The sequence below is a fragment of the Nitrosomonas sp. Is35 genome, from assembly GCF_033063295.1.
In the GTDB taxonomy this organism is placed as follows: Bacteria; Pseudomonadota; Gammaproteobacteria; order Burkholderiales; family Nitrosomonadaceae; genus Nitrosomonas.
On sequence record NZ_JAWJZH010000001.1, the window covers coordinates 69,610 to 91,451 of the forward strand.

General features: G+C 47.3%; 24 protein-coding genes. 12 read left to right on the top strand and 12 right to left on the bottom strand.

Going from position 1 to position 21,842, the window contains the following annotated elements; translation table 11 throughout:
* Positions 1–53: 53 nt before the first annotated feature.
* The 7 genes from fabZ (at position 54) to R2083_RS00340 (ending at position 5,682) form a co-directional block, all read left to right on the top strand.
* On the top strand, positions 54–497 hold the full coding sequence (gene fabZ / locus R2083_RS00310; protein WP_108699460.1) for a 3-hydroxyacyl-ACP dehydratase FabZ: 444 nt from the start codon (positions 54–56) through the stop codon (positions 495–497).
* A gap of 71 nt (positions 498–568) precedes the next feature.
* The gene (gene rnhB, locus R2083_RS00315; protein ID WP_317538957.1) at positions 569–1,150 is read left to right on the top strand and encodes a ribonuclease HII; all 582 of its coding nucleotides are present in this window, start codon (positions 569–571) and stop codon (positions 1,148–1,150) included.
* A gap of 342 nt (positions 1,151–1,492) precedes the next feature.
* On the top strand, positions 1,493–2,140 hold the full coding sequence (locus R2083_RS00320) for a hypothetical protein (protein ID WP_317537130.1): 648 nt from the start codon (positions 1,493–1,495) through the stop codon (positions 2,138–2,140).
* A gap of 217 nt (positions 2,141–2,357) precedes the next feature.
* Positions 2,358–2,786 carry an Hsp20/alpha crystallin family protein gene (locus tag R2083_RS00325; RefSeq protein WP_317537131.1) on the top strand — a complete coding sequence of 143 codons (429 nt, stop codon included), beginning with the start codon at positions 2,358–2,360 and terminating at the stop codon, positions 2,784–2,786.
* A gap of 179 nt (positions 2,787–2,965) precedes the next feature.
* A complete protein-coding gene (locus R2083_RS00330; RefSeq protein WP_317529607.1) occupies positions 2,966–4,891 on the top strand; it encodes an ATP-binding cassette domain-containing protein in 1,926 nt (641 codons plus the stop codon).
* 107 nt (positions 4,892–4,998) lie between these two features.
* The gene (locus tag R2083_RS00335) at positions 4,999–5,325 is read left to right on the top strand and encodes a c-type cytochrome (RefSeq protein WP_317529608.1); all 327 of its coding nucleotides are present in this window, start codon (positions 4,999–5,001) and stop codon (positions 5,323–5,325) included.
* A 27-nt stretch (positions 5,326–5,352) separates the two neighbouring features.
* On the top strand, positions 5,353–5,682 hold the full coding sequence (locus tag R2083_RS00340; RefSeq protein WP_317529609.1) for a c-type cytochrome: 330 nt from the start codon (positions 5,353–5,355) through the stop codon (positions 5,680–5,682).
* A 71-nt stretch (positions 5,683–5,753) separates the two neighbouring features.
* Here the strand turns inward: R2083_RS00340 and R2083_RS00345 are convergent, their stop codons facing one another.
* Genes R2083_RS00345 through aat form a run of 6 tightly spaced genes read right to left on the bottom strand, consistent with a single transcriptional unit; the run spans position 5,754 to position 9,991 of the window.
* Positions 5,754–6,191: a DUF1841 family protein gene (locus R2083_RS00345; protein WP_317529610.1), complete on the bottom strand. Its 438-nt coding sequence runs from the start codon at positions 6,189–6,191 to the stop codon at positions 5,754–5,756.
* An 11-nt stretch (positions 6,192–6,202) separates the two neighbouring features.
* Positions 6,203–6,841 carry an endonuclease III gene (gene nth / locus R2083_RS00350; RefSeq protein ID WP_317529611.1) on the bottom strand — a complete coding sequence of 213 codons (639 nt, stop codon included), beginning with the start codon at positions 6,839–6,841 and terminating at the stop codon, positions 6,203–6,205.
* A 1-nt stretch (position 6,842) separates the two neighbouring features.
* A complete protein-coding gene (locus R2083_RS00355) occupies positions 6,843–7,499 on the bottom strand; it encodes an RnfABCDGE type electron transport complex subunit B (protein WP_317529612.1) in 657 nt (218 codons plus the stop codon).
* A gap of 1 nt (position 7,500) precedes the next feature.
* Complete coding sequence (locus tag R2083_RS00360) at positions 7,501–8,532, bottom strand: quinone-dependent dihydroorotate dehydrogenase (protein ID WP_317537132.1); 1,032 nt, start codon at positions 8,530–8,532, stop codon at positions 7,501–7,503.
* Between the two features lie 40 nt (positions 8,533–8,572).
* Positions 8,573–9,280, bottom strand: a complete 708-nt coding sequence (locus R2083_RS00365; protein WP_317529614.1) for an arginyltransferase — start codon at positions 9,278–9,280, stop codon at positions 8,573–8,575.
* 12 nt (positions 9,281–9,292) lie between these two features.
* Positions 9,293–9,991, bottom strand: a complete 699-nt coding sequence (gene aat / locus R2083_RS00370) for a leucyl/phenylalanyl-tRNA--protein transferase (protein ID WP_317532032.1) — start codon at positions 9,989–9,991, stop codon at positions 9,293–9,295.
* Positions 9,992–10,289: 298 nt separating this feature from the next.
* On the opposite strand from aat, the gene R2083_RS00375 reads away from it, so the two are divergent.
* From R2083_RS00375 to R2083_RS00385, 3 genes are all read left to right on the top strand, one after another.
* Complete coding sequence (locus R2083_RS00375; protein ID WP_317537133.1) at positions 10,290–11,000, top strand: porin family protein; 711 nt, start codon at positions 10,290–10,292, stop codon at positions 10,998–11,000.
* Between the two features lie 30 nt (positions 11,001–11,030).
* Complete coding sequence (locus tag R2083_RS00380; protein WP_317537134.1) at positions 11,031–11,708, top strand: IS1595 family transposase; 678 nt, start codon at positions 11,031–11,033, stop codon at positions 11,706–11,708.
* A gap of 79 nt (positions 11,709–11,787) precedes the next feature.
* Positions 11,788–11,973 (top strand): hypothetical protein, encoded by a 186-nt coding sequence (locus R2083_RS00385; protein ID WP_317537135.1) that lies wholly within the window; start codon positions 11,788–11,790, stop codon positions 11,971–11,973.
* Between the two features lie 340 nt (positions 11,974–12,313).
* On the opposite strand, the gene R2083_RS00390 is transcribed toward R2083_RS00385, so the two are convergent.
* The 4 genes from R2083_RS00390 to R2083_RS00405 all read right to left on the bottom strand — a co-directional run bounded on the left by R2083_RS00390 (position 12,314) and on the right by R2083_RS00405 (position 18,017).
* Entirely contained in the window at positions 12,314–15,064 is a 2,751-nt protein-coding gene (locus R2083_RS00390; protein WP_317537136.1) for a multicopper oxidase domain-containing protein, read from the bottom strand.
* A 35-nt stretch (positions 15,065–15,099) separates the two neighbouring features.
* On the bottom strand, positions 15,100–16,116 hold the full coding sequence (locus tag R2083_RS00395) for a multicopper oxidase domain-containing protein (protein WP_317529617.1): 1,017 nt from the start codon (positions 16,114–16,116) through the stop codon (positions 15,100–15,102).
* A gap of 231 nt (positions 16,117–16,347) precedes the next feature.
* A complete protein-coding gene (locus tag R2083_RS00400) occupies positions 16,348–17,073 on the bottom strand; it encodes a response regulator transcription factor (RefSeq protein WP_317537137.1) in 726 nt (241 codons plus the stop codon).
* 263 nt (positions 17,074–17,336) lie between these two features.
* Positions 17,337–18,017 carry a response regulator transcription factor gene (locus R2083_RS00405; protein WP_317537138.1) on the bottom strand — a complete coding sequence of 227 codons (681 nt, stop codon included), beginning with the start codon at positions 18,015–18,017 and terminating at the stop codon, positions 17,337–17,339.
* Between the two features lie 516 nt (positions 18,018–18,533).
* Here R2083_RS00405 and R2083_RS00410 point away from each other — a divergent pair.
* Complete coding sequence (locus R2083_RS00410) at positions 18,534–19,409, top strand: PEP-CTERM sorting domain-containing protein (RefSeq protein WP_317537139.1); 876 nt, start codon at positions 18,534–18,536, stop codon at positions 19,407–19,409.
* A gap of 185 nt (positions 19,410–19,594) precedes the next feature.
* Positions 19,595–20,425, top strand: coding sequence for an inositol monophosphatase family protein (locus tag R2083_RS00415; RefSeq protein ID WP_090315146.1), 831 nt, complete (start codon positions 19,595–19,597; stop codon positions 20,423–20,425).
* Here the strand turns inward: R2083_RS00415 and scpB are convergent.
* Positions 20,419–21,054: an SMC-Scp complex subunit ScpB gene (gene scpB / locus R2083_RS00420; RefSeq protein ID WP_317537140.1), complete on the bottom strand. Its 636-nt coding sequence runs from the start codon at positions 21,052–21,054 to the stop codon at positions 20,419–20,421. The two genes, R2083_RS00415 and scpB, sit on opposite strands and share 7 nt — an antisense overlap.
* The gene (locus R2083_RS00425; protein WP_317529622.1) at positions 21,029–21,832 is read right to left on the bottom strand and encodes a segregation and condensation protein A; all 804 of its coding nucleotides are present in this window, start codon (positions 21,830–21,832) and stop codon (positions 21,029–21,031) included. The genes scpB and R2083_RS00425 overlap by 26 nt, the downstream gene beginning before the upstream one ends.
* Positions 21,833–21,842 lie beyond the last annotated feature (10 nt).

Below are 21,842 nucleotides of genomic sequence, written 5' to 3' on the forward strand. Positions count from 1 at the left end.
CAGTCAATTCAGTCAATGTTGATCGCGTCCCAAGGGCTAAAAAGGAAAATAAAATGAGCACCATGAATATTCACGAAATCTTGAAATACTTACCACACCGCTACCCGATTTTACTGGTAGACCGGGTCATTTCATATGAAGCGGGCAAGGATATCGTCGCATTGAAAAACGTTTCCATTAACGAACCGTTCTTTTCCGGACATTTTCCGCATCATCCCGTCATGCCGGGTGTTTTGATTGTCGAAGCATTAGCGCAAGCTGCCGCGATTCTGACGCTGAGAACCGAAGATACGGTTAACAAAGAAGACACGGTTTACTATTTTGTCGGTATCGACGGTGTCCGTTTCAAGAAACCGGTCATCGCCGGTGATCAGCTAATCCTCAAAGTGGCCATCGAACGGCAAATCAAAGGACTGTGGAAGTATTCGGCGCGCGCGGAAGTCGATGGACAGCTCGTGACTGAAGCTCAACTGATGTGCACCTCCAGAAGCGTCTAGGATCCGATCCTATCGATTGAAATAGTGACTGCAGCGGAGACTGAAGAATCGTAACACCATGCGCCAATGAGCTGATTTGCGGTGTCGACGAAGCTGGCCGGGGACCCCTCGCCGGACCCGTTTATGCAGCTTGTGTGATACTGAAAGCCGACCACCCGATCACTGGACTGGCCGATTCTAAAAAGCTCAGTGAAAATAAGCGCGATGCGCTTGCAATCATGATCAAACAACATGCTGCCGCATGGGCCGTGGCATGGGCCACAGTCGAAGAGATCGATCAACTCAATATCCTGCAAGCAAGCTTATTGGCCATGCAACGTGCCGTTAAAAGCCTGCCGTTTTTGCCTGATGGCGCGCTCGTCGATGGCAATCAAAGTCCGCGCTTGCCATGTCCGGTGCGCACCATCATCCGGGGTGACAGTCTGATACCCGCCATTTCAGCCGCTTCCATTCTAGCCAAAACTGCACGTGATGCAGAAATGAAGCGATTGCATCAGCTTTATCCGTGTTACGGCTTTGATAAGCACAAAGGCTATGGAACCAAAGCGCATTTGGCCGCGCTGCAAGAATATGGCGCTTGTAAAATACACCGGCAAAGTTTTGTGCCGGTAAAATGCCTTAAACTTGCGATGATCATTGAATCGCCACGATGATTTTCATACCGCACCATCTTTTAAAACGACGTAGGATGTGCTGAGCGCAGTGAAGCGCATCACTCGTAATGGATGCCCCTCTCTACCGCGCCGTAAGGTAAATCAAAATACCATTGCGCAAGCTTGGCGTTTTGCAGGAAATTACCGGACAGAGACCCATATCACGTGTTCATTTGCGCCCGCTATTGGGCCACTTTTAGCGATTGAGCTGATTAATGCCCGCGAGTCGTTCCGATAGGTGGAGCATCGCAAGTAGCGTTCGCTATAGCCGAGATTCGCTCAGTTTGTTCTTCAACAATGTTATGATTTGCTCCTGAATATGAACCCATCGCTGGAGAAATCATGCGTGACTCAGAACCTCAATCCGGTTTGAATTTTAATTTCATCGTGCCAATTGCCATGTTGGCTGTTTTATTGCTGGTGCCTTTTTCGATCAACGCGGTGTTGCATAAGTTGTCGGCTAAAAGGATACATAACCCGGTGATCATGAAATTGCCGCTGGATAGCACGGTAATTACGATTCCATCCGAGGTGAAACAATATGAGCCGTTCGAGGTGGCGGTCAATCTGGAAACAAAACATCTTGCCAAGTTTTTAAATGAAATTGTAGCGACGGCGTCCGAAGGGACTTCGATACATGGAATTCGCGGTGTCGTGTCACCCAATATGAAGGCTGAGATCGCTGGCGATGATTTTGAAATTGACAGATTGGGTGCGCAGGATCCGGTTTCGGATTATGGCGGTACGGCCAAATGGCGCTGGCGCGTGACGCCGGAATCATCCGGAGAGCAGGTTCTGAAGTTTCAGCTGCATATAGTGACGCAAGATAATGCGCAAACAGACACTAAAGTGCTGGGTCTCGCCGAAGCGAATTTTTCCGTCCAAGCGAATATGTCGGAGTGGATGAAACGGAACGGAATCTGGGTTGCTTTGCTGCTAGCGGTACTTGCAGCTGCCTTTTATGGTTTACGGCGGCGTTACGCGCGTTAGTTACCTATCTGATTTGTATTGAGAATTATAGTAATCGTGTTGAATGATTTATCCAGAGTGCTTGAAAAAAAATAATTGATCCTTATATCAGGTTTGAAAGTGTATTTTTTGTAACTGTGAAAACGCTGCATTAAACGTAGAGCAATTTGAGATTGAATGAGGCGTTGATGTTGAACTTACACAATGTGCTTTTTTAATTGATAAGGAGAAATTGAGTATGGCTATTACACGTTATGAACCTTGGGGATTGTTAAGTCAACTGCAAAGAGAATTGGAACGCAGCGTCGCTGAGGGTTCTACCGCAACGGCGGAATGGTCTCCTGCGGTGGATATTAAGGAAGAAGCGGATAAATTTGTTATTCATGCGGATATTCCCGGGGTAAAACCGGAAGAAATCGATATCAGTATGGAAGATGGCGTACTTACCATCAGAGGTGAGAAAAAATCGGAAAGTAAAACCGAAAAAGAAGGCTACAAACGCGTTGAGCGAACGTACGGTTCCTTCTACCGCCGCTTCAGTCTGCCGGATACCGCTAACGCTGAAGCGATTTCCGCATCGTCAAAACACGGTGTGCTGGAGGTGGTTATACCGAAGCGTGAAGCCGTGCAACCGAAGAAAATTAACGTCACCGCTGCGGCTGAGTAATGCAGTCTTTTTGACGCGCAGGGATGCGAAATGGAGCCTTCGGGCTCCATTTTTATTACACCTGTTTTTGCCAAGCGGGCCAAAGCATGACAAAATTGCCTCCCTTGGTTTATTGAGAAATGCAAAATCAATAACTTGATTAATCCCGCAATCGTTTTTATCCACATTAAACTTCACTGATGCCGCTCATTACACTGGAAAATGCCTGCCTGGCTTTTGGCCACCATGCTTTGCTTGATCATGCCAACTTGCAGCTCGACCCAGGCGAGCGTGCCGGTTTGATCGGCAGAAACGGCGGCGGTAAGTCAAGCTTACTGCGATCATTAGCTGGTGAGATTAAACTCGATGACGGCCGGCTCTGGCGCGCGCCTAATTTAAAGCTGGCGTATGTGCCGCAAGAACCGCTGTTGAATCCCGCCAATACGGTATATCAAGAAGTTTCCACGGGTTTGGGCAATATCAGTCAGATTCTGCTGGATTATCATGCCGTTTCGCATGCATTAAGCGAAACACCGGAAAATACTGAAGCTTTGCTGATTCGTCTGCAAGATTTGCAAGGCGCTTTGGAAACCGACGGCGGATGGAACCTGCAAGCAAAAATAGAAACCGTGATCGATAAACTGAATTTGCCTGCGGATACCTTGATTGATCATCTCTCCGGCGGCTTAAAAAAGCGCGTGGCATTGGCCCGTGCGCTAGTGATATCGCCGGATGTGCTGCTACTGGATGAACCGACCAATCATCTGGATTTTTCTTCTATTGAATGGCTGGAAGGATTGCTGCGGGATTTTTCCGGTAGCGTTCTGTTTATCACACATGACCGCCGTTTTCTCGATAACGTAGCGACCAGAATTATTGAGCTGGATCGCGGAAATTTGCAAACTTTCTCCGGCAATTTCTCCGATTACCAGCGCCAGAAAGCGGAAATGCTCGAAGTCGAAGCGATACATAACCGGAAATTCGATAAATTCCTGGCGCAGGAAGAAGTCTGGATACGCAAAGGAATCGAAGCGCGGCGTACGCGTAATGAAGGCAGAGTGCGAAGACTGGAGGCATTGCGGCTGGAGCGCGCAGCGCGCCGGGACAAGGTTGGAAAGGCCAATATCAATGTTGATGCGGGTGAGCGTTCGGGTAAGCTGGTTGCTGAGCTGGAGCACGTCAATAAAAGCTATGGTGATAAAGCGATTATCAAGGATTTCTCCTGCCGCATTATGCGCGGTGACCGGGTGGGATTGCTGGGCCCGAATGGTGCTGGAAAATCGACGTTGTTAAAATTGATTCTGGGTGAATTGCAACCTGATTCCGGCAACCTTCAGCAAGGAACCAAGCTGTCGGTTGCTTACTTCGATCAGATGCGCGAGCAGCTCAATGAAGAAATGGTTCTGACGGATACCATCAGCCCGGGTTCCGATTTTGTTGAGATTAACGGTAAACGCAAGCATGTCATCAGTTATCTGGAGGATTTCTTGTTTCCTCCGGAACGCGCCCGTTCGCCCGTCAAATCACTTTCAGGCGGTGAACGTAATCGTTTGTTGCTGGCGCGATTATTTACCCGCCCTGCCAATGTGCTGGTACTGGATGAACCCACTAACGATTTGGATATAGAAACATTGGAATTGTTGGAAGCCCTGTTGCAAGACTATTCCGGCACGTTGTTTTTGGTCAGTCATGACCGGGAATTTTTGGATAATGTCGTTACACAAGTAATTGCATTTGAAGGAAATGGAAAATTATGTGAATATATTGGCGGTTATGAAGATTGGATACGTGCAAAACAGTTTGAAGATAATAGCAATCAGCAAAAAACAGTATCGAAGCAGCCGGAAACCTCACCAACCAGTAGTTCTACAGCGGCAAAGCCTGCTCGAACTAAAAAATTGAGTTATCAGGAAGCACGTGAGCTTGAAGCATTACCTGGTAAAATTGATAAGTTGGAACGGGAGCAGGCCAATATTACTTTACGCCTGAACGAACCAACAATTTATCGTGATCACCCAGACGAAGTAAAAGCATTACAAACACGCTTAGCGGCGATTGAAAAAGAATTGACAGACTGCCTTGCAAAATGGGAAGAATTGGAGTCGAAATCTACTGCAAAAATGTAGCTCGGGCAACAAATTTCCCCATAAACAACATGGACATGCTTACACTTATTCATTGACCAAATCGGGCGCATCGTTTAAAGTTCAACTTTTGAGAGAAGGAGGCTTACATGAAACAAAAATCGATTATGAATTTATTACTTGCCTTGGGCATGTTCTTGGCATTTTCGGGAGCAACTCAAGCAGCTGGAGACGCAGCGGCAGCAAAAGACAAGTTATCAATGTGTGAAGGTTGTCACGGAATTCCAGGTTATAAAACAGCTTTTCCTAGCGCTTATCATGTTCCCAAACTGGGCGGACAACATGCAGAATATATCATTAAAGCGTTGGAAGGTTACAAAAGTGGTTCACGTAGCCATCCTACCATGACGGCCTTAGCTAAGACATTGTCTCAACAAGATATCGAAGATCTTGCTGCATATTATTCTAAAAATTAACTGAGTCATTCACGCAAGGAACGAATTATGAAGAATTATTTAATTGCCGCATTAAGCGGAGCAGCGTTGATATTATCAAGTCAAGTAATGGCTGCTGATATTGAAGCAGGTAAAAGTAAAGCAGCTGAAGTTTGTGCTTCCTGTCATGGCGTTGACGGTAATAGCCCGGCACCTAATTTCCCCAAAATTGGCGGACAATACAGAACTTACATCGCAAAAGCATTGAAAGACTATAAATCCGGCACCCGGAATGATCCAATTATGGCGGGAATGACTGCCAATTTGTCACCTGCCGATATTGAAAACCTGGCTTTCTATTATTCCAGCCAGGCAGGTAGTCTGAATTCAAACAAATAATATTTATTTGAACTGACAACGAATTCAAAAGCGGGATAAATACCAGTCGATGGTTTTATCCCGTTTTCATTTTAATTGACCGAACCCAGCTGTTTATCCAAACAATCGAAATAGATGCCGGCATCCGGCGCGGATTGCGTACGCTGCGCTTGCCATATCATTTCTGCCAGGCATTCCATCGTCTGATGTGCCGCAACGTGTTCACTTCCGCAATGCTTCTGTAGACGCGCAAATCGCTCGCAAATTCCAACCGGTTGATTAATGGACAACTGTTCTTTGATCGCTACGTGCATGCTCATGTGCAGGAATGGATTTGTATCACCCATTTCCGGTGAGTAATCCTTATCCAAATAGCGCTCGGGGTCGCTGAGAATGTCATGGTATTCCGGGTGAAGCAGTATGACCTCGAGCGCGATCGTTTCGATACCGGATAATATTTCCCGCTGACGGTACTTACGCCATGTGTCGAAAAATAATTGCCGCGCTTGTTCTCTCGATGGTTTAAACATAAATAGTGTGATTAGAGTGCAAAATTTTTGTCTTTGAATTCACATAAATGATTGATCGTGCAAATTGCACAGGCCGGTTTTCTGGCTTTGCAAACATACCGGCCATGAAGGATCAGCCAATGGTGTGCATCATGGCGAAATTCCTTCGGTACTGCTTTGAGCAGCTTTAATTCGACTTCCAGAACATTTTTGCCGGGGGCTAGTCCAGTACGATTCGAAACCCGGAAAATATGCGTATCCACTGCAATCGTAGGTTCGCCAAACGCGGTATTTAGAATGACATTGGCAGTTTTACGTCCGACCCCGGGTAATGCTTCCAGTTGCGCGCGCGTACGGGGTACTTCGCTGCGATGATGCTGGATCAGCAATTGGCAGGTTGCCAGAATATTTTTCGCCTTGGTTTTATATAGCCCGATGCTTTTGATACATTCAAGCAAACCCGTTTCACCCAAAGCAAGAATTTTTTCCGGCGTATTGGCGTGAGGAAATAATTTCCGTGTTGCCAGATTCACGCTTTTGTCGGTAGCTTGCGCCGATAAAATAACCGCGATCAGCAGTTCAAAAGGGGAACGATATTCCAGCTCGGTGGTTGGATGCGGATTGGTTGATTGCAAACAAGTAAAAATTTCGTGCCGCTTGGCTGAATTCATGTCATTCCACCGGCGGCCGGTTATTATCAGTCCGGGCACGGATGGCCATGGCACGTTTTAAGGCTGCCTGCACGATGGCATGCTTACGTTCTTCCGCTGCAGTTGGGGTTATTTCCGGTTGTGCAATGGCTTTAGTGGGTGCTTTGGGACTGGCTTGTTTTGCTCTCGCTAACCGCTGCAATCTGAAGTGATACCGTGAGCGTGCGTTATCGGCGGCTTGTTTCTGCCGTATGCCGTCGGTCTTCTCGGCGACGGACACCAGGCTAATACAATCCATGGGGCAAGGCGCGATGCATAACTCGCATCCGGTGCATTCTGCGGCGATGACCGTGTGCATTTGTTTGCCAGCTCCAACAATGGCATCGACAGGACAAACCCGAGTGCAGAACGTGCAGCCGATACATAACTGCTCGTCAATTCTGGCAACGACTTTACCGGACCGGGGAAAGCCATGCGACGTGTTCAACGGTTTGGGCGGAACACCCAATAATTGCGCCAATTTCTCGATACCTTCCTGATCGCCGGGTGGACATTGATTAATATCCGCGCGACCTTCGGCTATTGCTTCCGCGTAAGGCCTGCAGCCGGGAAAGCCGCATTTTCCACATTGTGTTTGCGGCAATAGCGCGTCGATTTCTTCTATCAACAATTGATTCATGCTAATTCGATTCTTTTGCGTGATCAGCACAGATCACCCGTGCAATTTCCTTAACCAAATCCGGGCCGCGGTAAATCAAGCCGGTATACAGCTGTACCAAGCTTGCGCCCGCCGCCAGCTTGTCTTGCGCGTCATGCGCCGACAAGATGCCGCCGACGCCGATAACCGGTATGGCACCATGCAGTTCACTGTGCAGTTGCCGGATAACCGCTGTAGCGCGTTGCGTCAATGGGGCACCGCTCAATCCGCCGCTTTCCTGTGCGGCTGGCAAGTGCTCGATGCCTGTCCGTGCAATCGTAGTATTGGTGGCGATCACCCCGTCGATGCGATGTTTTATCAGCAGTGCGGCAATCGACTGGATCTGTGTTTCATCCAGATCGGGGGCGATTTTGACCGCCATCGGCACATATTTTCCATGAATTTGCGCCAGCTTGGCTTGTTCCGACTTTAATTGATCGAGTAACCGGTCGAGTGCATCGGCGCTTTGCAACTGCCGCAAATTCTGTGTGTTGGGCGATGAGACATTGACCGTCACGTAACTGGCATACGGGTAAACCTTCTGTAAACCGATTCGATAATCGTCGACCGCATTTTCCAGCGGGGTATCGAAATTCTTACCGATATTGATACCGAGTATGCCGCGATAAGCCGAGTGTCTAACGTTTTCAACCAATTGATCGACGCCATGATTATTGAAACCCAGCCGGTTGATGATTGCACTGGCTTCGGGAATGCGAAATATCCGCGGCGCCGGATTTCCCGGTTGCGGCCGTGGCGTGACAGTGCCAATTTCGATAAAGCCGAATCCCAGCATGGCGAGCGCATCTAGGTATTCGCCATTTTTGTCCAACCCGGCGGCAAGTCCGACCGGATTGGGAAAATTTAATCCCATGACAGTGCGGGACGGACAAGCGATGACAGCAGGCGTTAATAAGCCCAATTTTCTGGCCAGCTCAATGCCATCGAACGTGACGCGATGTGCAGATTCGGGATCAAGCTTAAAAAGGAGCGGGCGAAGAAGTGTGTAGAACATGCCGGGTTTTATTTTGAAGGGTTGCCGATTTGAGCCGATTTCACGAAAGAATGCTGCTATCCAGCAAAACCCACTGATTGTTAATCAAGATTTCAAGCGGTTGAAAATTGGCTTTATAGCGCATTTTCCGGTTTTCTTTGATCCAGTAGCCCAGGTAAAGATACTCCAAATGATGCTCCCGGCACTGTTCAATCTGCCATAGGATGTTGTAAGTCCCAAAACTCGCCTGAGCGACCTCGGCATCGTAGAAAGTATAGACCGACGACAGGCCATCCGGCAGCACATCGATAATACTGACCATGCGCAATTGCTCTTTGTCATGGAACTCGATCAATTTGGAATTCACATGACTCTGCAATAGAAAATTGTGATACTGCTCGCGGCAATCATTATCCATGCCGCCGCCAAAATGGCGATTGTTCTGATAGCGTTGATAAAGCGCGTAATGCGCCGGTTTATAATGCAACGGATGCACGGTGGCGGATAAATGCTGATGTTGTTTCCAGGCACGGCGCTGCGCGCGCTTAGACACAAAGTCGGTCACCTTGACCCTTACGGAAAGACAAGCACGACAATGTTCGCAGCATGGCCGGTAGGTATAATGGCCGCTGCGGCGGAAACCGGCTTGTACCAATTTTCCATAAGCTTGCGCATCGATATGATGCTCCGGCGTGACCACCTCGGAGCAAGCGAGCTTGCCGGGCAAGTAACTGCATGAATAAGGATTGGTGGTGTGAAATTTAAGCACAGGTATCTGTCATTATTCGATTGGAATGCGATCAAAATTCCATGTGTTGCCGGGCTCGATTCCGGTTATTAAGTCATCCAATGTTTGACTGAATTCCGTTCGTGAAATTTCCCGCGCACCCAAAGACGCCAGGTGGCTGGTTCTGACCTGGCAATCAATCAAGCCAAATTGCCAATATTGTAGCTGCTTTACCAGGTGCACGAAGGCGATTTTTGATGCATCTGGCTGGCGCGAGAACATCGATTCGCCAAAAAACACTTTTCCTAGCGCAACACCATAAAGCCCGCCGATGAGTTCACCATTGACCCAGGTTTCCACGGAGTGCGCCAGTCCCATTTTGTGAAGCGCGCTATAAGCGGTCACCATTTGCGGGTGTATCCAAGTACCTGCTTGATCTTTGCGCGGCGCGGCACAGGCTTGCATGACCTGGGTAAAACTGCGGTCCGTGCAAATGTGGTAATGGTCTTTTTTCAGCGTTTTGCGTAGTGACCGGGAGATTTTTAATTCGGCGGGAAACAGCACCATTCGGGGATCCGGACTCCACCAAAGGATTGGATCGTCTTCATTGAACCAGGGAAAAATGCCCTTGCGATAAGCCGCAAGCAAGCGTTGCGGTGACAGATCTCCTCCCACAGCCAATAATCCGTTGGGCTCGGTAAGCGCATTTTCCACGGGTGGAAACGGTGTAAAAGAGTTCATTTTGGGAATAATTTCTCTATCTATTTAATTCAGCAGTGATTTTATCAAATCGTTGTTTGGGAAAATATGTGACATATATCCCGAAGCAATACAGTGCATGCCATTTAGTCAAATATCCCATTGAATATGGATAAATGTCCCGATTCTGGGGCTGTTTTAAATCAAGCACTTCTGCTGCAAGCAGCAAAGTATTAACGGCGTTCTTCATTCAGGTTGATGCAGATCAATGTATCTGTATATCTTTTTTTTTATGCTGTCGCGGTTGAAGTCAGTTGCTAATAAAAAAACCAACCCTCTGAAGGAGAATCTTATGAAGTATTTATCACGTAATAAAAAATTAACCGTCAATTTTCTTGCCGGTTCGCTTTTAGCCGCTAGTGCGATGGCTGCGCCTCAAGTCGTGGCAGGTGAAGCAGCTGCTGAGCGTATTAGGCAATTAGAACAAAGCTTGCAAGCTATTCAAGTTGAATTACAAAGAATGAAATCTGAATCCGCTCAGGCTGCACAAAAGGTTAAAAGTATAGAACAAACCGCTACTCAGACAGAACAGAAAATAAATCAGACAGAAAAGAAAATAAATAGTCTTGAAGAGAGAAAGGATGCATTAGCAGAAAAAGTAGATCCTCTAACACAACGGATCGGTACAGATATCACAGAAAAAACTCGCATGCTGCACTTCCGCGGCGGTTTTACACACCAAATGAATCAGCGTAACGGCTCAAGCATACAAAGTATTGTCGCGCCGGTTGGAGCTCAAGATCAGGCTGGTCAAGATGGATGGTATGTGGGTGCAGGTATTGATTGGGGACTGACCAGAGATATGTGGGGGTTTATGCCAAGAACAACAGTCTTTGCAGAATTGATGTTTGAATATAAACAATTTGGCAACCATGTTCAGGGCAATGCGCTGGCTAATGCGCCTACGATGTTAGCGGGCGGTTCACTCAATCCGATTAATGTAACAGTCAGTCAGTTTACTTTAACGGCATCCCCTAAAATCAAATGGGTCTTAGGAAGTTAAGCACTTACGGAAGTGTGTTAACTTACTGAGATGAATGTTAAAAATAGATACTATTTCCGTTCTCGGATTGGAGAAGCTAAATTCAGACAACTTATTCGCTATTTTGTTTTGGATTTTACCGCTACAAGTACCGCGCAATTGACCGGTATTTCTATCCGATCCGTCAATACGATTTACCTCAAAGTGCGGCAAAAAATTGCCTACTGCTGCGAACTTGAATCGCCGCTTCAAGGTGCTGTGGAAGTTGATGAATCTTATTTTGGCGCGCAGCGTGTCAGAGGCAAAAAAGGTCGAGGCGCTTATGGTAAAACCATTGTCTTTGGCGTTCTGAAACGCCAAGGGAAGGTATATACGGAGATTGTTCCTGATTGCTCCAAAGCCACGTTACAAGCTATTATCCGTGGGCATGTAGCACCCGATACCATCATCCATTCTGATGGCTGGCGCGGATATGACGGGCTGGTCGATATTGGTTTTGATAAGCACTTCAGGGTTTGTCATGGCAACAATGAATTCGCCAGTGGCGAGCGGCATATCAACGGCATTGAATCTTTCTGGAGCTTTGCAAAAAGGCGTTTGGCAAAGTTCAATGGTGTTCCTGAACATACCTTTTATTTGCATTTGAAAGAAACCGAATTTCGTTTTAATCATCGCCGTGATAATCTCTATCATCAGATTCTCAAATTATTACGTTTAAACCCGCTTTAACTTCCTAAGACCCATCAAATTTTTTGAAGGTTCTAAAATAAGACCTTGGATTATTCCTGCAGGTTTAGCAATTCATGTAATGAGTCCAACGTCTGAAGCCATTACGTATTTAGCGCCAGGCATCCAGTTTGGCGCAGGCGTTGATTACAATATTTGGAAAGATTTCTTTATCGGTATCGATGGCCGCTATCAATTGGTCAATAAGACAGACGGTGTTAATTTGAGCGGTATGACCGCGGGCGGTTATGTTGGAATCGGCTTTTAAAGCATAATTCATCGTTCTCTTTATTGCTCCGTGCGCAGCAGCCAGAAGATTATCAGCGCGTAACGAAGCCTTGGCACCTCGCTATTCGTTTAGCGGGGTGTTTTTTTATGCGCATTTCCAGAGAGCTGGAGAGCTTGCATACTGTTATGCTTCAACACACTGATGTATTGACGGAAATATGATCAGGAGGCTTGTTGCCAGTTGATTCCAATGCGATCCGGTTGGCAAGCAGTATGCTGACGCATGACACATAGCCTTTGGATACATTTCTTTTTTATCAGGCTGATAAAGCGCAACTGCCAGCTTAAGCTGGCAGTTGCGCTTTTATGGTTAGACTAGATTAATGTCCTACAGGATTGCGTTGTGCAGCTGTTAAACCGCTTTTCCATACATCCGGCAGGTTTTGCACCCAGCCGTTGTAGACATTCGGTACAGCCAGAACGCCCTGTCCGCCGAATCCAGGCAAGCTGCTCACCGTGTCATCCTTAGCGGTGCTTGGGGTATCCACCAGAGAAACATAGCCAGCAATATGCGCATCGCTGATATCACCGTTATTGTCCGGATCGATATCAACCACCGTCAGCCGGTTACCGAATTTGGTGGTAACGTAAGCGTAGTAACCGCCACCTTCTTTCGCGCCAAAGTTGGCGCCATGGCAGCCCGGATCGCAAGGCAACATTTTGACGATTTTGTCAGTCTTGGTATCGACGATGACAATTTGTCCGCCAGTAGCAGCGATCACGACGGCCTTACCATCCGGAGATACCGGTGATTGAATCGGCAGAACACCCACTGCTATCGCTCCGTTGCCATCATTGTCGGCAAAACTGCCATCGATAGGATTGTAATCCGCAATCAAATTGATGGTTTTCAACAATGCGCCGTTTGCGCCATCAACAACCGATAGCGAATGATGCAACAGGTTCGCTGCGTAGATTTTGCTGGAATCCGGCATCATACCGATGGCGATCGGATGAGCGCCCGGGGCATTATTTCCCGTTGGGGTACGTGCATGGATTCCGCCAGTAGCACCATAAATACCGATATCATTGGTGTTAATGTTCGGTGTCACAATCTTGGTGCCATCAGCGCTTACCCAATGACCATGCGGATTGGCTGAAGTGTGGCCATGCGCCTGAGTCGGCAGCATTTTGCTGACACTGGTGGTGCCGGCGGGAATTATCGCAACACCGTTCTCGCCGTTGATCGCAATGGTAAGATCATCGTTGGAAGGCAGTGTCACCACATGCGATGGCGTATTGCCAACGGTGATATTTTTGATCAAGGCGCCCGTTTCACGGTTAATCATCGATAACTTGGTATCGAACCACTGGGTTTGATAAATCACCGATTGATCGCGATTGGTCCACATGTTATGCGGATTGTTGTTGTTGATTTCCGGCAATGCAACCTTCCGTTTAACCGTCCAGTTGGTGGTGTCTACTACTGTCGTGGTGCCGGGTTTGTATTTTCCAGCAGTTTTTTCAAATTGCGTGTTAACCCACACTTCCCCAACACCGGGTTTTTCGGGTGCTGCGCCAACGGCTAAAGGCGCATCGATTACATTCAGTGCGGATAACGCTAAGGCTAAACCGCCATCTTCAATGTTTCCAAACGGTGCGCCGGAAATTCTAACCGGTAAAGTTGGAAATTTTAAGTTCCAGATACCGGTGGAATAATCCTGCCAATTGCTGGGTGAGGTAGCCACGAAGAACGTTCTTAATAAACGAACGGCCAGATCGCTGCTGGTAGGTAATCCAGCAATGCCGGTAACCAAGTCGATCTTATAATCCATTGCCGGGTTACCTAAATCGAGTCCTTCGGTTTCCGGATCATCGACAATCACCGCACCGAACATGTACGGATGTACTTTACAAGTAAACACATACAGTCCTGGTGTCGTCAGTTTAACGATACCACCGCCACGGTAGGCGGCACTTTGGTCAAATGGCATGTGATGCGCGCCGCTAGGCCATAACAGCGAGCTGATGGTATGTACGCCATTGGTATCGGACATGACGAAGTTTACGCTGCTGCCGGGATACATGACTTCCAGCGATTTGGTTTTAATGTCGAAAGGCAATCCGACGATGGCGTCTCCACGAGGGCTTCTAAACCAGCTGGCCGGTTCGTCGCTGACTTCCAACGTTACGACACCCGGCTCGGATGGACGCGCGCCTAGCAAGATATTGCCATAAGGCGATGCACCGACAACACTGTGTCCGTCTCCACCCGCCGGATCAACGCGGAAACTGCCATGCATACCTGCTTCCATATGCGCGATCAAGTGGCAATGGAATTGCCAGTCGCCCGGACCAACCCCGCTACCGGCTTTAATGGTGAAGCTGTGAGTATCGGTACCGTCATTCAGCAATTTGGTGTCGATGACCGTTGCGGTATCGGTCTTGAGCCAGCGGTGCGCATGCAAGTGGAACGTGTGGCCAGGTCCTATCGCCAGCACATGGAAACGTACCAGATCGTTTTCAACCGCGCCTAAATCAGGGGCTGCCCAAAGCGGTTTCTGCACGCCATCCGCGGATATTTCGGTACCCCAGAATGTCGAGCCGACCATGAATAACACAAATTGTTTGTCGAGATCGGCCTGTGTAACTGGAACGATGCTGCCATCGCCGTTGACGAAACTATCGATCGGACCGTTCTTTTTGTCGACGATGATGGCGCCGAACAGCCCTAGTAACTCTTTACCGTTGTTATCGCCATGATAAACATAGGTACCGGTTTTATTGGCGTGCAATGTGTAGTTTTGCGTTTGACCCGGTGTGGTCTTTGCGCTATTGCTATTCACCAAACCTGGGACAGTGAAACCGACATCGGCTGCGGTGTTATTAGTCAACGTGATTTGGATGGTATCGCCTTGTTTGACAAATAAGGCCGGGCCTGGAATGACGGCTTCCGCATCGCCGCCGCCCGTGGCATAGCCTAATTGACCGTTAGGCAGAGTTTTGGCTGTGAAATTAAAGCTATGAACTGCGGCCATTGCCATCGATGATGATAAGAATGCGACGGCAAATAGCATAACAACCGCCATTGCCGCAATGTGTTTATTGAATTTTATAATCTGTTCTTTCATGACGTGATCCTTAATATTGGGATGCATATTGCTTATTAATCAACAATGAAGCTGCCTTTCATGCCCAGTAATTTGTTTGAAAAATTGTTATCCACGTATTGCGTGCTGTTTTTAGACCGGATAACGAATACATGTTTTTCCAGGGGGCCGATTGCAACTTGATTGATAAGATTATGTGTACCCGGATCAAACCATTTGTAGTTATTCAGGCTGAAATTGTGGAGATCCGTGCCTAAAGCGATGAGATGAAACCGCACATCGGTGTTTTTAGGTGCGTTGAGCGTTGGATTGACGCCATGCTTGGTTTGCTTTTTGGTTGTGCTATCGATTTCAACACCCCAGAACGCATCGTCTCCGAGATAGAGGACATATTCTTTTGAAAACTTATAACTATTCTGCGGTCTGGGTGTTGCTGCCGGATTGACAATGATTGCGCCAAACAAGCCTTTGTGTTCCGATCCGTTATGATTTTCGTAATTGTGATCGTGGTATGGCCATGTTCCAGCGGTTCCAGGTGCAACATCCCATTCGTATTCATACGATGCGAAGGTATCTTCAGGGCCTTCTCCGGCTCCCTCGTCCAGTTTTCTATTGATCACTCTAAGCGTGCCATCGCTCAAGATTTTGTAATGAACGCCATGAACATGCACGCTTACTTGCTTACTCACTCCTGCTACGGGATAGGCAGGGTCAATCGCGTTTAAAAGGGTTAACTTAACCTTGTCGCCTTCGGTTAGCTCGATAATCGGTCCAGGGATGGTAGGGGCATTACTGTATCTGTCCGTAACATCCAGGCCATCGATCTTATGGCTGAGCATTTGATATGCCAGCAATTTATTGCCGAAACCATCGTCTGAAATATCTTTGGCAGTCATTTCGATCACATGTTCGGCGGCATAACTCTTATCCGCGCCGATAAAGGATATCGACATTGCCAGGACAAAGCCGGCGGCAGCTCGTGCGCATAACGAGCGGTATGGAATCTTTGCTGTTTCGATGGCGCTCTGTGAAAGCGGCATGTCACAACTCGATTGATTAATTTGAAACGACATTTAAGGTTCCCTCCTTAGGTGAAAAAATTCGTAATCAGCGAACCGTGAGGGGAAAATACATCGCGGTTAGTGCGTGCGAGTACTTTCTTTGAATGAGGTCTACGATTCGCGTGAAGCCTACGATTTGAGAAATGGATAGCAGAGATGGAAATTTGCTATCTATTTAATCAGAGAGGGATTTTAACAAACATAACTTCTGCAAAATAGAAGTCATTTGTCCTTAAAATGATGCTATTTTTCGTGATCTTGTGGGAAGAATGTCCCAAGAAGGTAGGATTCTTTGAAGTAGTTATACAGCGGTGCTTTGAGGCACAGCTCGATTTGTTTCTTTACACCAATTTTTCTATAAATAACAGAAAGTTGGTTCCTGACCGTTTTTTCCGTGACCAGTAATTGCGCGCTGATTTCTTTCGCCGATAAGCCTTTACATGCCAGATAGGCAATATGGCGTTCACTATCGCTTAATTTGGGTTGCTCCGACGAGCGCTTGTCGGTTTGTATTTCTATTGGTGGATTGGAATCAAACTGCGCTTGCCAGAGCAGTTTGGTGACGTTGCGATCGAACCAGATTTGTCCCGCATGAATGGCATGAATCGCTTTCAACAGCAAATCGGAAGAGTGATGCTTGCTGATAATACCCATCGCTCCGGAACGAAAGGTTTTTAGATGCGTTTGTTCGCTATTCTGATGAGAAAAAGCCAGTACCTTGCTTTGCGGACAGGCATGCAGCAATTTGGTGATATGTTCGGCATAGTTACCACCGCTCAGCTGTAAATCCATGAGAACGATATCCGGCTTGTGCTGCGCCGCCAGCTTGAATAAGTCTTCGATTGAGCTGGCCTCTGCAACGAGGCGGATGGAATGGTGGCTTTCAAACAGTGAACGCAAGCCAATGCGCACGAGCTCAAAACTTTCAGCCACCAAGAGACGTATTTTTGTCTGAGACTCCTCGACCATGCTTTTTAGTATTTTAAAATTTTATATAGCCCCTGAAGAGGAAGGGCTGATTTATTTGCAGGAGCCGTACACAAATTACACTAAATCTCGCATTCATTCGAGATATATTATGTACTATACAGATTATAAAGATAAATTATTCTATCTGTCTAATTTGGCGATGAATTTTATCAAATCTGCCTGTTGATAAATAGATGGCATTTGTCCCTATGAAAATGCCATTTTCGGAAATTTATCAGAAAAAATGTCCCTATTGCGTAGGATTATTTGAAGTGATCAAATTGAAAAGCTATTAAACATAATTCAATTTGTTTTTTGACGCCGGTTTTTCTATAGATTGCTGATAATTGGTTACGAACAGTTTTTTCCGTGATATCCAGCCGCGCACTGATTTCTTTGGCGGATAAACCTTGACTCGCCAGAAAGGCAATGCGGCGTTCGCAGTTGCTGAATTTAGGGTGAGCCCAAATGTTGTCATTGCAGCGTACTTCTGCCAGTGGATCGGAGCCGGATCGCACCTGTTGTTGCTGCGGCTCCATGGTGTCACGGTTAAACCAGGTTTCTCCCGCGTGAACTGCATTGATGGCATTCAGCAGCGCTTGAGTGGATTGGTGCTTGCTGATAATCCCCGATGCGCCGGCATGGAATGCGAGTAAATTGATCGGTTCGCTGATGCAATCGGAAAATGCCAGCACCTTGGTCTGGGGGTGCAAGCGCGTTAATTTGCAAATGTGCTCAGCATCGGCGCATTCACTTAGCTGCCAATCAATGAGCGCCACATCGGGACGATGCTCTGCCACCAGCGCAAAAAGATTTGCGATATCGCTGGTCTCGGCGACCAGATGCATGGAAGTGTGATCCTTGAATAAGGCGCGTAAGCCAATGCGAATAAGATCAAAATTTTCTGCAACAAGCACGCGAACTTTATGATGTAATCTATCCATAATACTGATTCTTATAATATTTTGTGATAGGCATTCGTGAGATTGAAGAGATTCTGCGGCCGGTTGGGACCCGCTGCCGAGTAGGCGTGAATTTATGATGGTTATTCTATGAACGAATTGCAGCAAGCCAAGCAGCAAAAAGAAGCGGATAGCGTGCGTTATTTGCTGTTATGACCTATAAAAATTGCCGGATAAATTTAAAAAATAAACTGCTAAAACAGTGAAAATAAAAAAATTTCAATAAGAGTTCTTGTCAGATATTTTGAAATATTTTTGTTCGCGATATCTTTTTTGAATTATTTGTAATTTAATGAATAATAATGATTTTTTTATCATTCCCGATGTCGGATTATTGAGTAATAAAAAAATATTAAAATATAAGCAAAATCCTTATTGCAATAAGGATATTTTATCGACAAAATATGCATACCCCTAAAAAAGGGGGGATATATGTATATATATGAAAAATTAATTAAATTTAGTGGTCTTAGAATTTAAAAATAAGGAGTAATAATTATGAAATTCGAAATGAAAAAAAGCCACGTTGCAAAAGCTGTAGTGCTGGCTTTATGCGGTACATTCGCTGCTTCCGCACAAGCTCTACCAACCGTGATTAGCGGTTTTGGCACAACTTCCGCTACAATTGCCGACGCAGGTTATTTCTCACCTGCTGGCGCACTCGGCTTAAGTTTCATGGGCAGAGAATTTGTTAATCATGGCACATTTGCATCTAATTGGTCGCTCAATGCCAATAGCTCATCTGTTGCCGTTGCTGATTCGGTGACCGGTAGCAATCCGTTAGGAACGGTTTCTTTTCCCGTAGGCGGCAGCATTTCCGTTAGTACCAATCTTGGTAGCAGTGGCTGGAATCTGCTTGAGACAGTCAGTATTCCAACGAGCGGTCACGTAGCTGTTACAATTCAATTGACCAACAACACTGGTGCTGATGCTACCAATGTGCAATGGAGCGTTGGTGTTGATCCTGACCAAGGCATTCCAGGCGGCGTCGGATTTGGCACAACAAATGAGATCCTGGGAACAGGCAACGCTTCTGCTGTAAAAGCGACCAGTCTGGATGGATGGTCTTTAACCCTGGCTAACACCACCAGTGCAGGTGCATTTGACATTGCTGGGTATGTTGATCCGTTTAGCTGCTGCGCTCCTATTGATGCTGCTACCATTTTCTCTGCTGGACAAACGGTTGGAAATTACGGTTTTTCGGATAGCTCAATCAACTTGGCTTTTGCATTAGGTGATATTGCTAACGGGGGTAAATCTCAGGTAATCGGCTACGAATACATCATGGCTGTTCCAGAACCAGAAACCTATGCAATGTTGCTGGCTGGCTTAGGTTTGATTGGCTTCTCAGCACGCCGCCGTATCAGTGCTTAAGGCATAAAGTTTTAGTTCTCAAGAAGCCCGCGCTTCGCATTGAAGTGCGGGTTTTTTACATCCTGGTTTGTCATTCTGAAATGAATTCAATTTGTTTTATTAGGCAATCCGCGGCACTATAAAATCAAGCAAGTAAGTTCGATTCATAATAAAATCGCGCTTTTTGTAAAAGCTGAATCAACACTATGCATCCCATGCTGACCATCGCGGTGAAAGCCGCGCGCCGTGCCGGTAGTATTATCAATCAGGCATCTCAAAATCTGGATCTACTCAATGTATCGAAAAAATCGCACAGCGATTATGTCAGCGAGGTCGATGGCGCGGCTGAGGAAGCTATTATCAAGGTGCTGCAAACCGCTTATCCCGATCATGCGATTCTGGCGGAAGAAAGCGGGCACCGGGGCGATCAGAAGAATTCAGAATATCAGTGGATTATCGATCCTCTGGATGGCACGACCAATTTCTTGCACGGTTTTCCGAAGTACTCGGTTTCCATCGCACTCAAGCATAAAGGTGCATTGAGTCATGCCGTGGTTTACGATCCGACGAATAATGAATTATTTACCGCTAGCCGGGGATGCGGCGCCTTTCTGAACGATCGCCGCATTCGCGTCGCTAAACGCACCAAGCTGGATGATTGCCTGATCGGCACGGGCTTGCCGTTTCGTGATTTGACGCATATCGATGCGTATTTTGCCATGTTGAAAGATCTTGTGCCGCGCATTGCGGGAATCCGCCGTCCCGGTTCTGCCGCATTGGATTTGGCGTATGTCGCGTGCGGCCGCTACGATGGTTTCTGGGAAATCGGTTTGGCGCCATGGGACATGGCGGCCGGATGTTTGTTGATTACTGAAGCGGGCGGGTTGGTCGGTGATCTGGAAGGCAATGAAACACAATTGGAAAGCGGTCAGATAATTGCCGGAAATCCCAAGATATTCGGGCACTTGCTGCAAGTGATCGCGCCGCATCTCACACCGGCGCTGATCGAAGTGCAGCGCGCGGCAAAATCTCAATGACCGGATGCTTCCGGTTGTTCCAACGGTAGATGCTCATTTTCGCTGCCGGATTCAAGCAAGGATTTCATTTCTTCCAGCGGAGGCAGTTCTTCAATCGAGCGCAGATTCAAGTCGTCGAGAAAATGCGCTGTAGTGGCAAATAGTTCCGGTTTTCCCGGCACATTGCGGTGTCCAACCGCTTCAATCCAGCCGCGTGCCACGAGTGTTTTGAGTATCGCGCTGGAAACACCGACACCCCGTATTTCTTCGATATCGCCACGCGTCACCGGCTGGCGGTAAGCGATGATCGCGAGTGTTTCCAGAATCGCACGGGAATAACGCGGTGCTTTTTGCGGCGTCAAGCGTTCCAAATACGGCTGCATCTCCGCTTTGGTCTGAAAGCGCCAGCCGCTGGCCACAGTGACCAGTTCTATGCCGCTATCGCGCCATTGTTCGCGGATTTCCTCCAATAAATTCGCCAAGACCGCAGCACTTAACTCGTTATTGAATAATTTCCGTAATTCGCTGACCGGTAAAGGCTCTTGCGTTGTAAGCAAGGCTACTTCCAGAATTTGCCTGGTTTTTGCAGGGCTGAGCGAATCCTGTACTTCAGGCTGACTATACTCAGGCGGCATTGATCGAACGGACATAAATCATTCCGCTATCGGGAGATTGAGAAATTTCCAACAGCAACTCCTTGGCCAGTTCCAGAATGGCCAGGAAAGTGACGACGACTTCAGCGACGGTGGCCAGGGGGCTGAACAAGTCATAAAATTCAACTTGCTGCTCAAACCCGCGCAGATCGCGTAGCACCTGGCTCATATAAGCACGCACGGATAGGGTTTCGCGTTTGATGTGATGGTGGCGGTTGACTTTGGCGCGCGTCAAAATAGCCGCCCAGGCGTTACGTAAATCGTCCATATTGATATGGGGTAATTGCTCGGTCCGTTTTTGTTCTATCCACACTTGAATGATGCTGAAATCGCGCTCGGCTTGCGGTAATTGATTCAAGCGCAGCGCGGCTGTTTTCATTTGCTCGTACTCCAGCAAACGCCGTACCAGCTCGGCGCGCGGATCGTGTTCTTCTTCCACAGCCGTCTTGGGATTGGGCAGCAGCATGCGCGATTTAATTTCGATCAGCAGCGCGGTCATCAGCAGATATTCGGCCGCCAGCTCCAGTTGATCCACGCGCATCATTTCGACGTAAGTCATGTATTGCTGCGTGAGTTCGGCCATCGGAATATCGAGAATATTCAGATTGTGCTTGCGGATCAGATACAGCAGTAAGTCCAGCGGGCCTTGGAAGGTATCCAGAAAAACTTCCAGTGCATCCGGCGGAATATACAAATCCTGCGGGATTTCCAGCAGCGGTTCGCCGCAGATTCTAGCGACCGGCTGGGGTTCTGCAACATCAATAACCAGATTCACCGTTTCAATC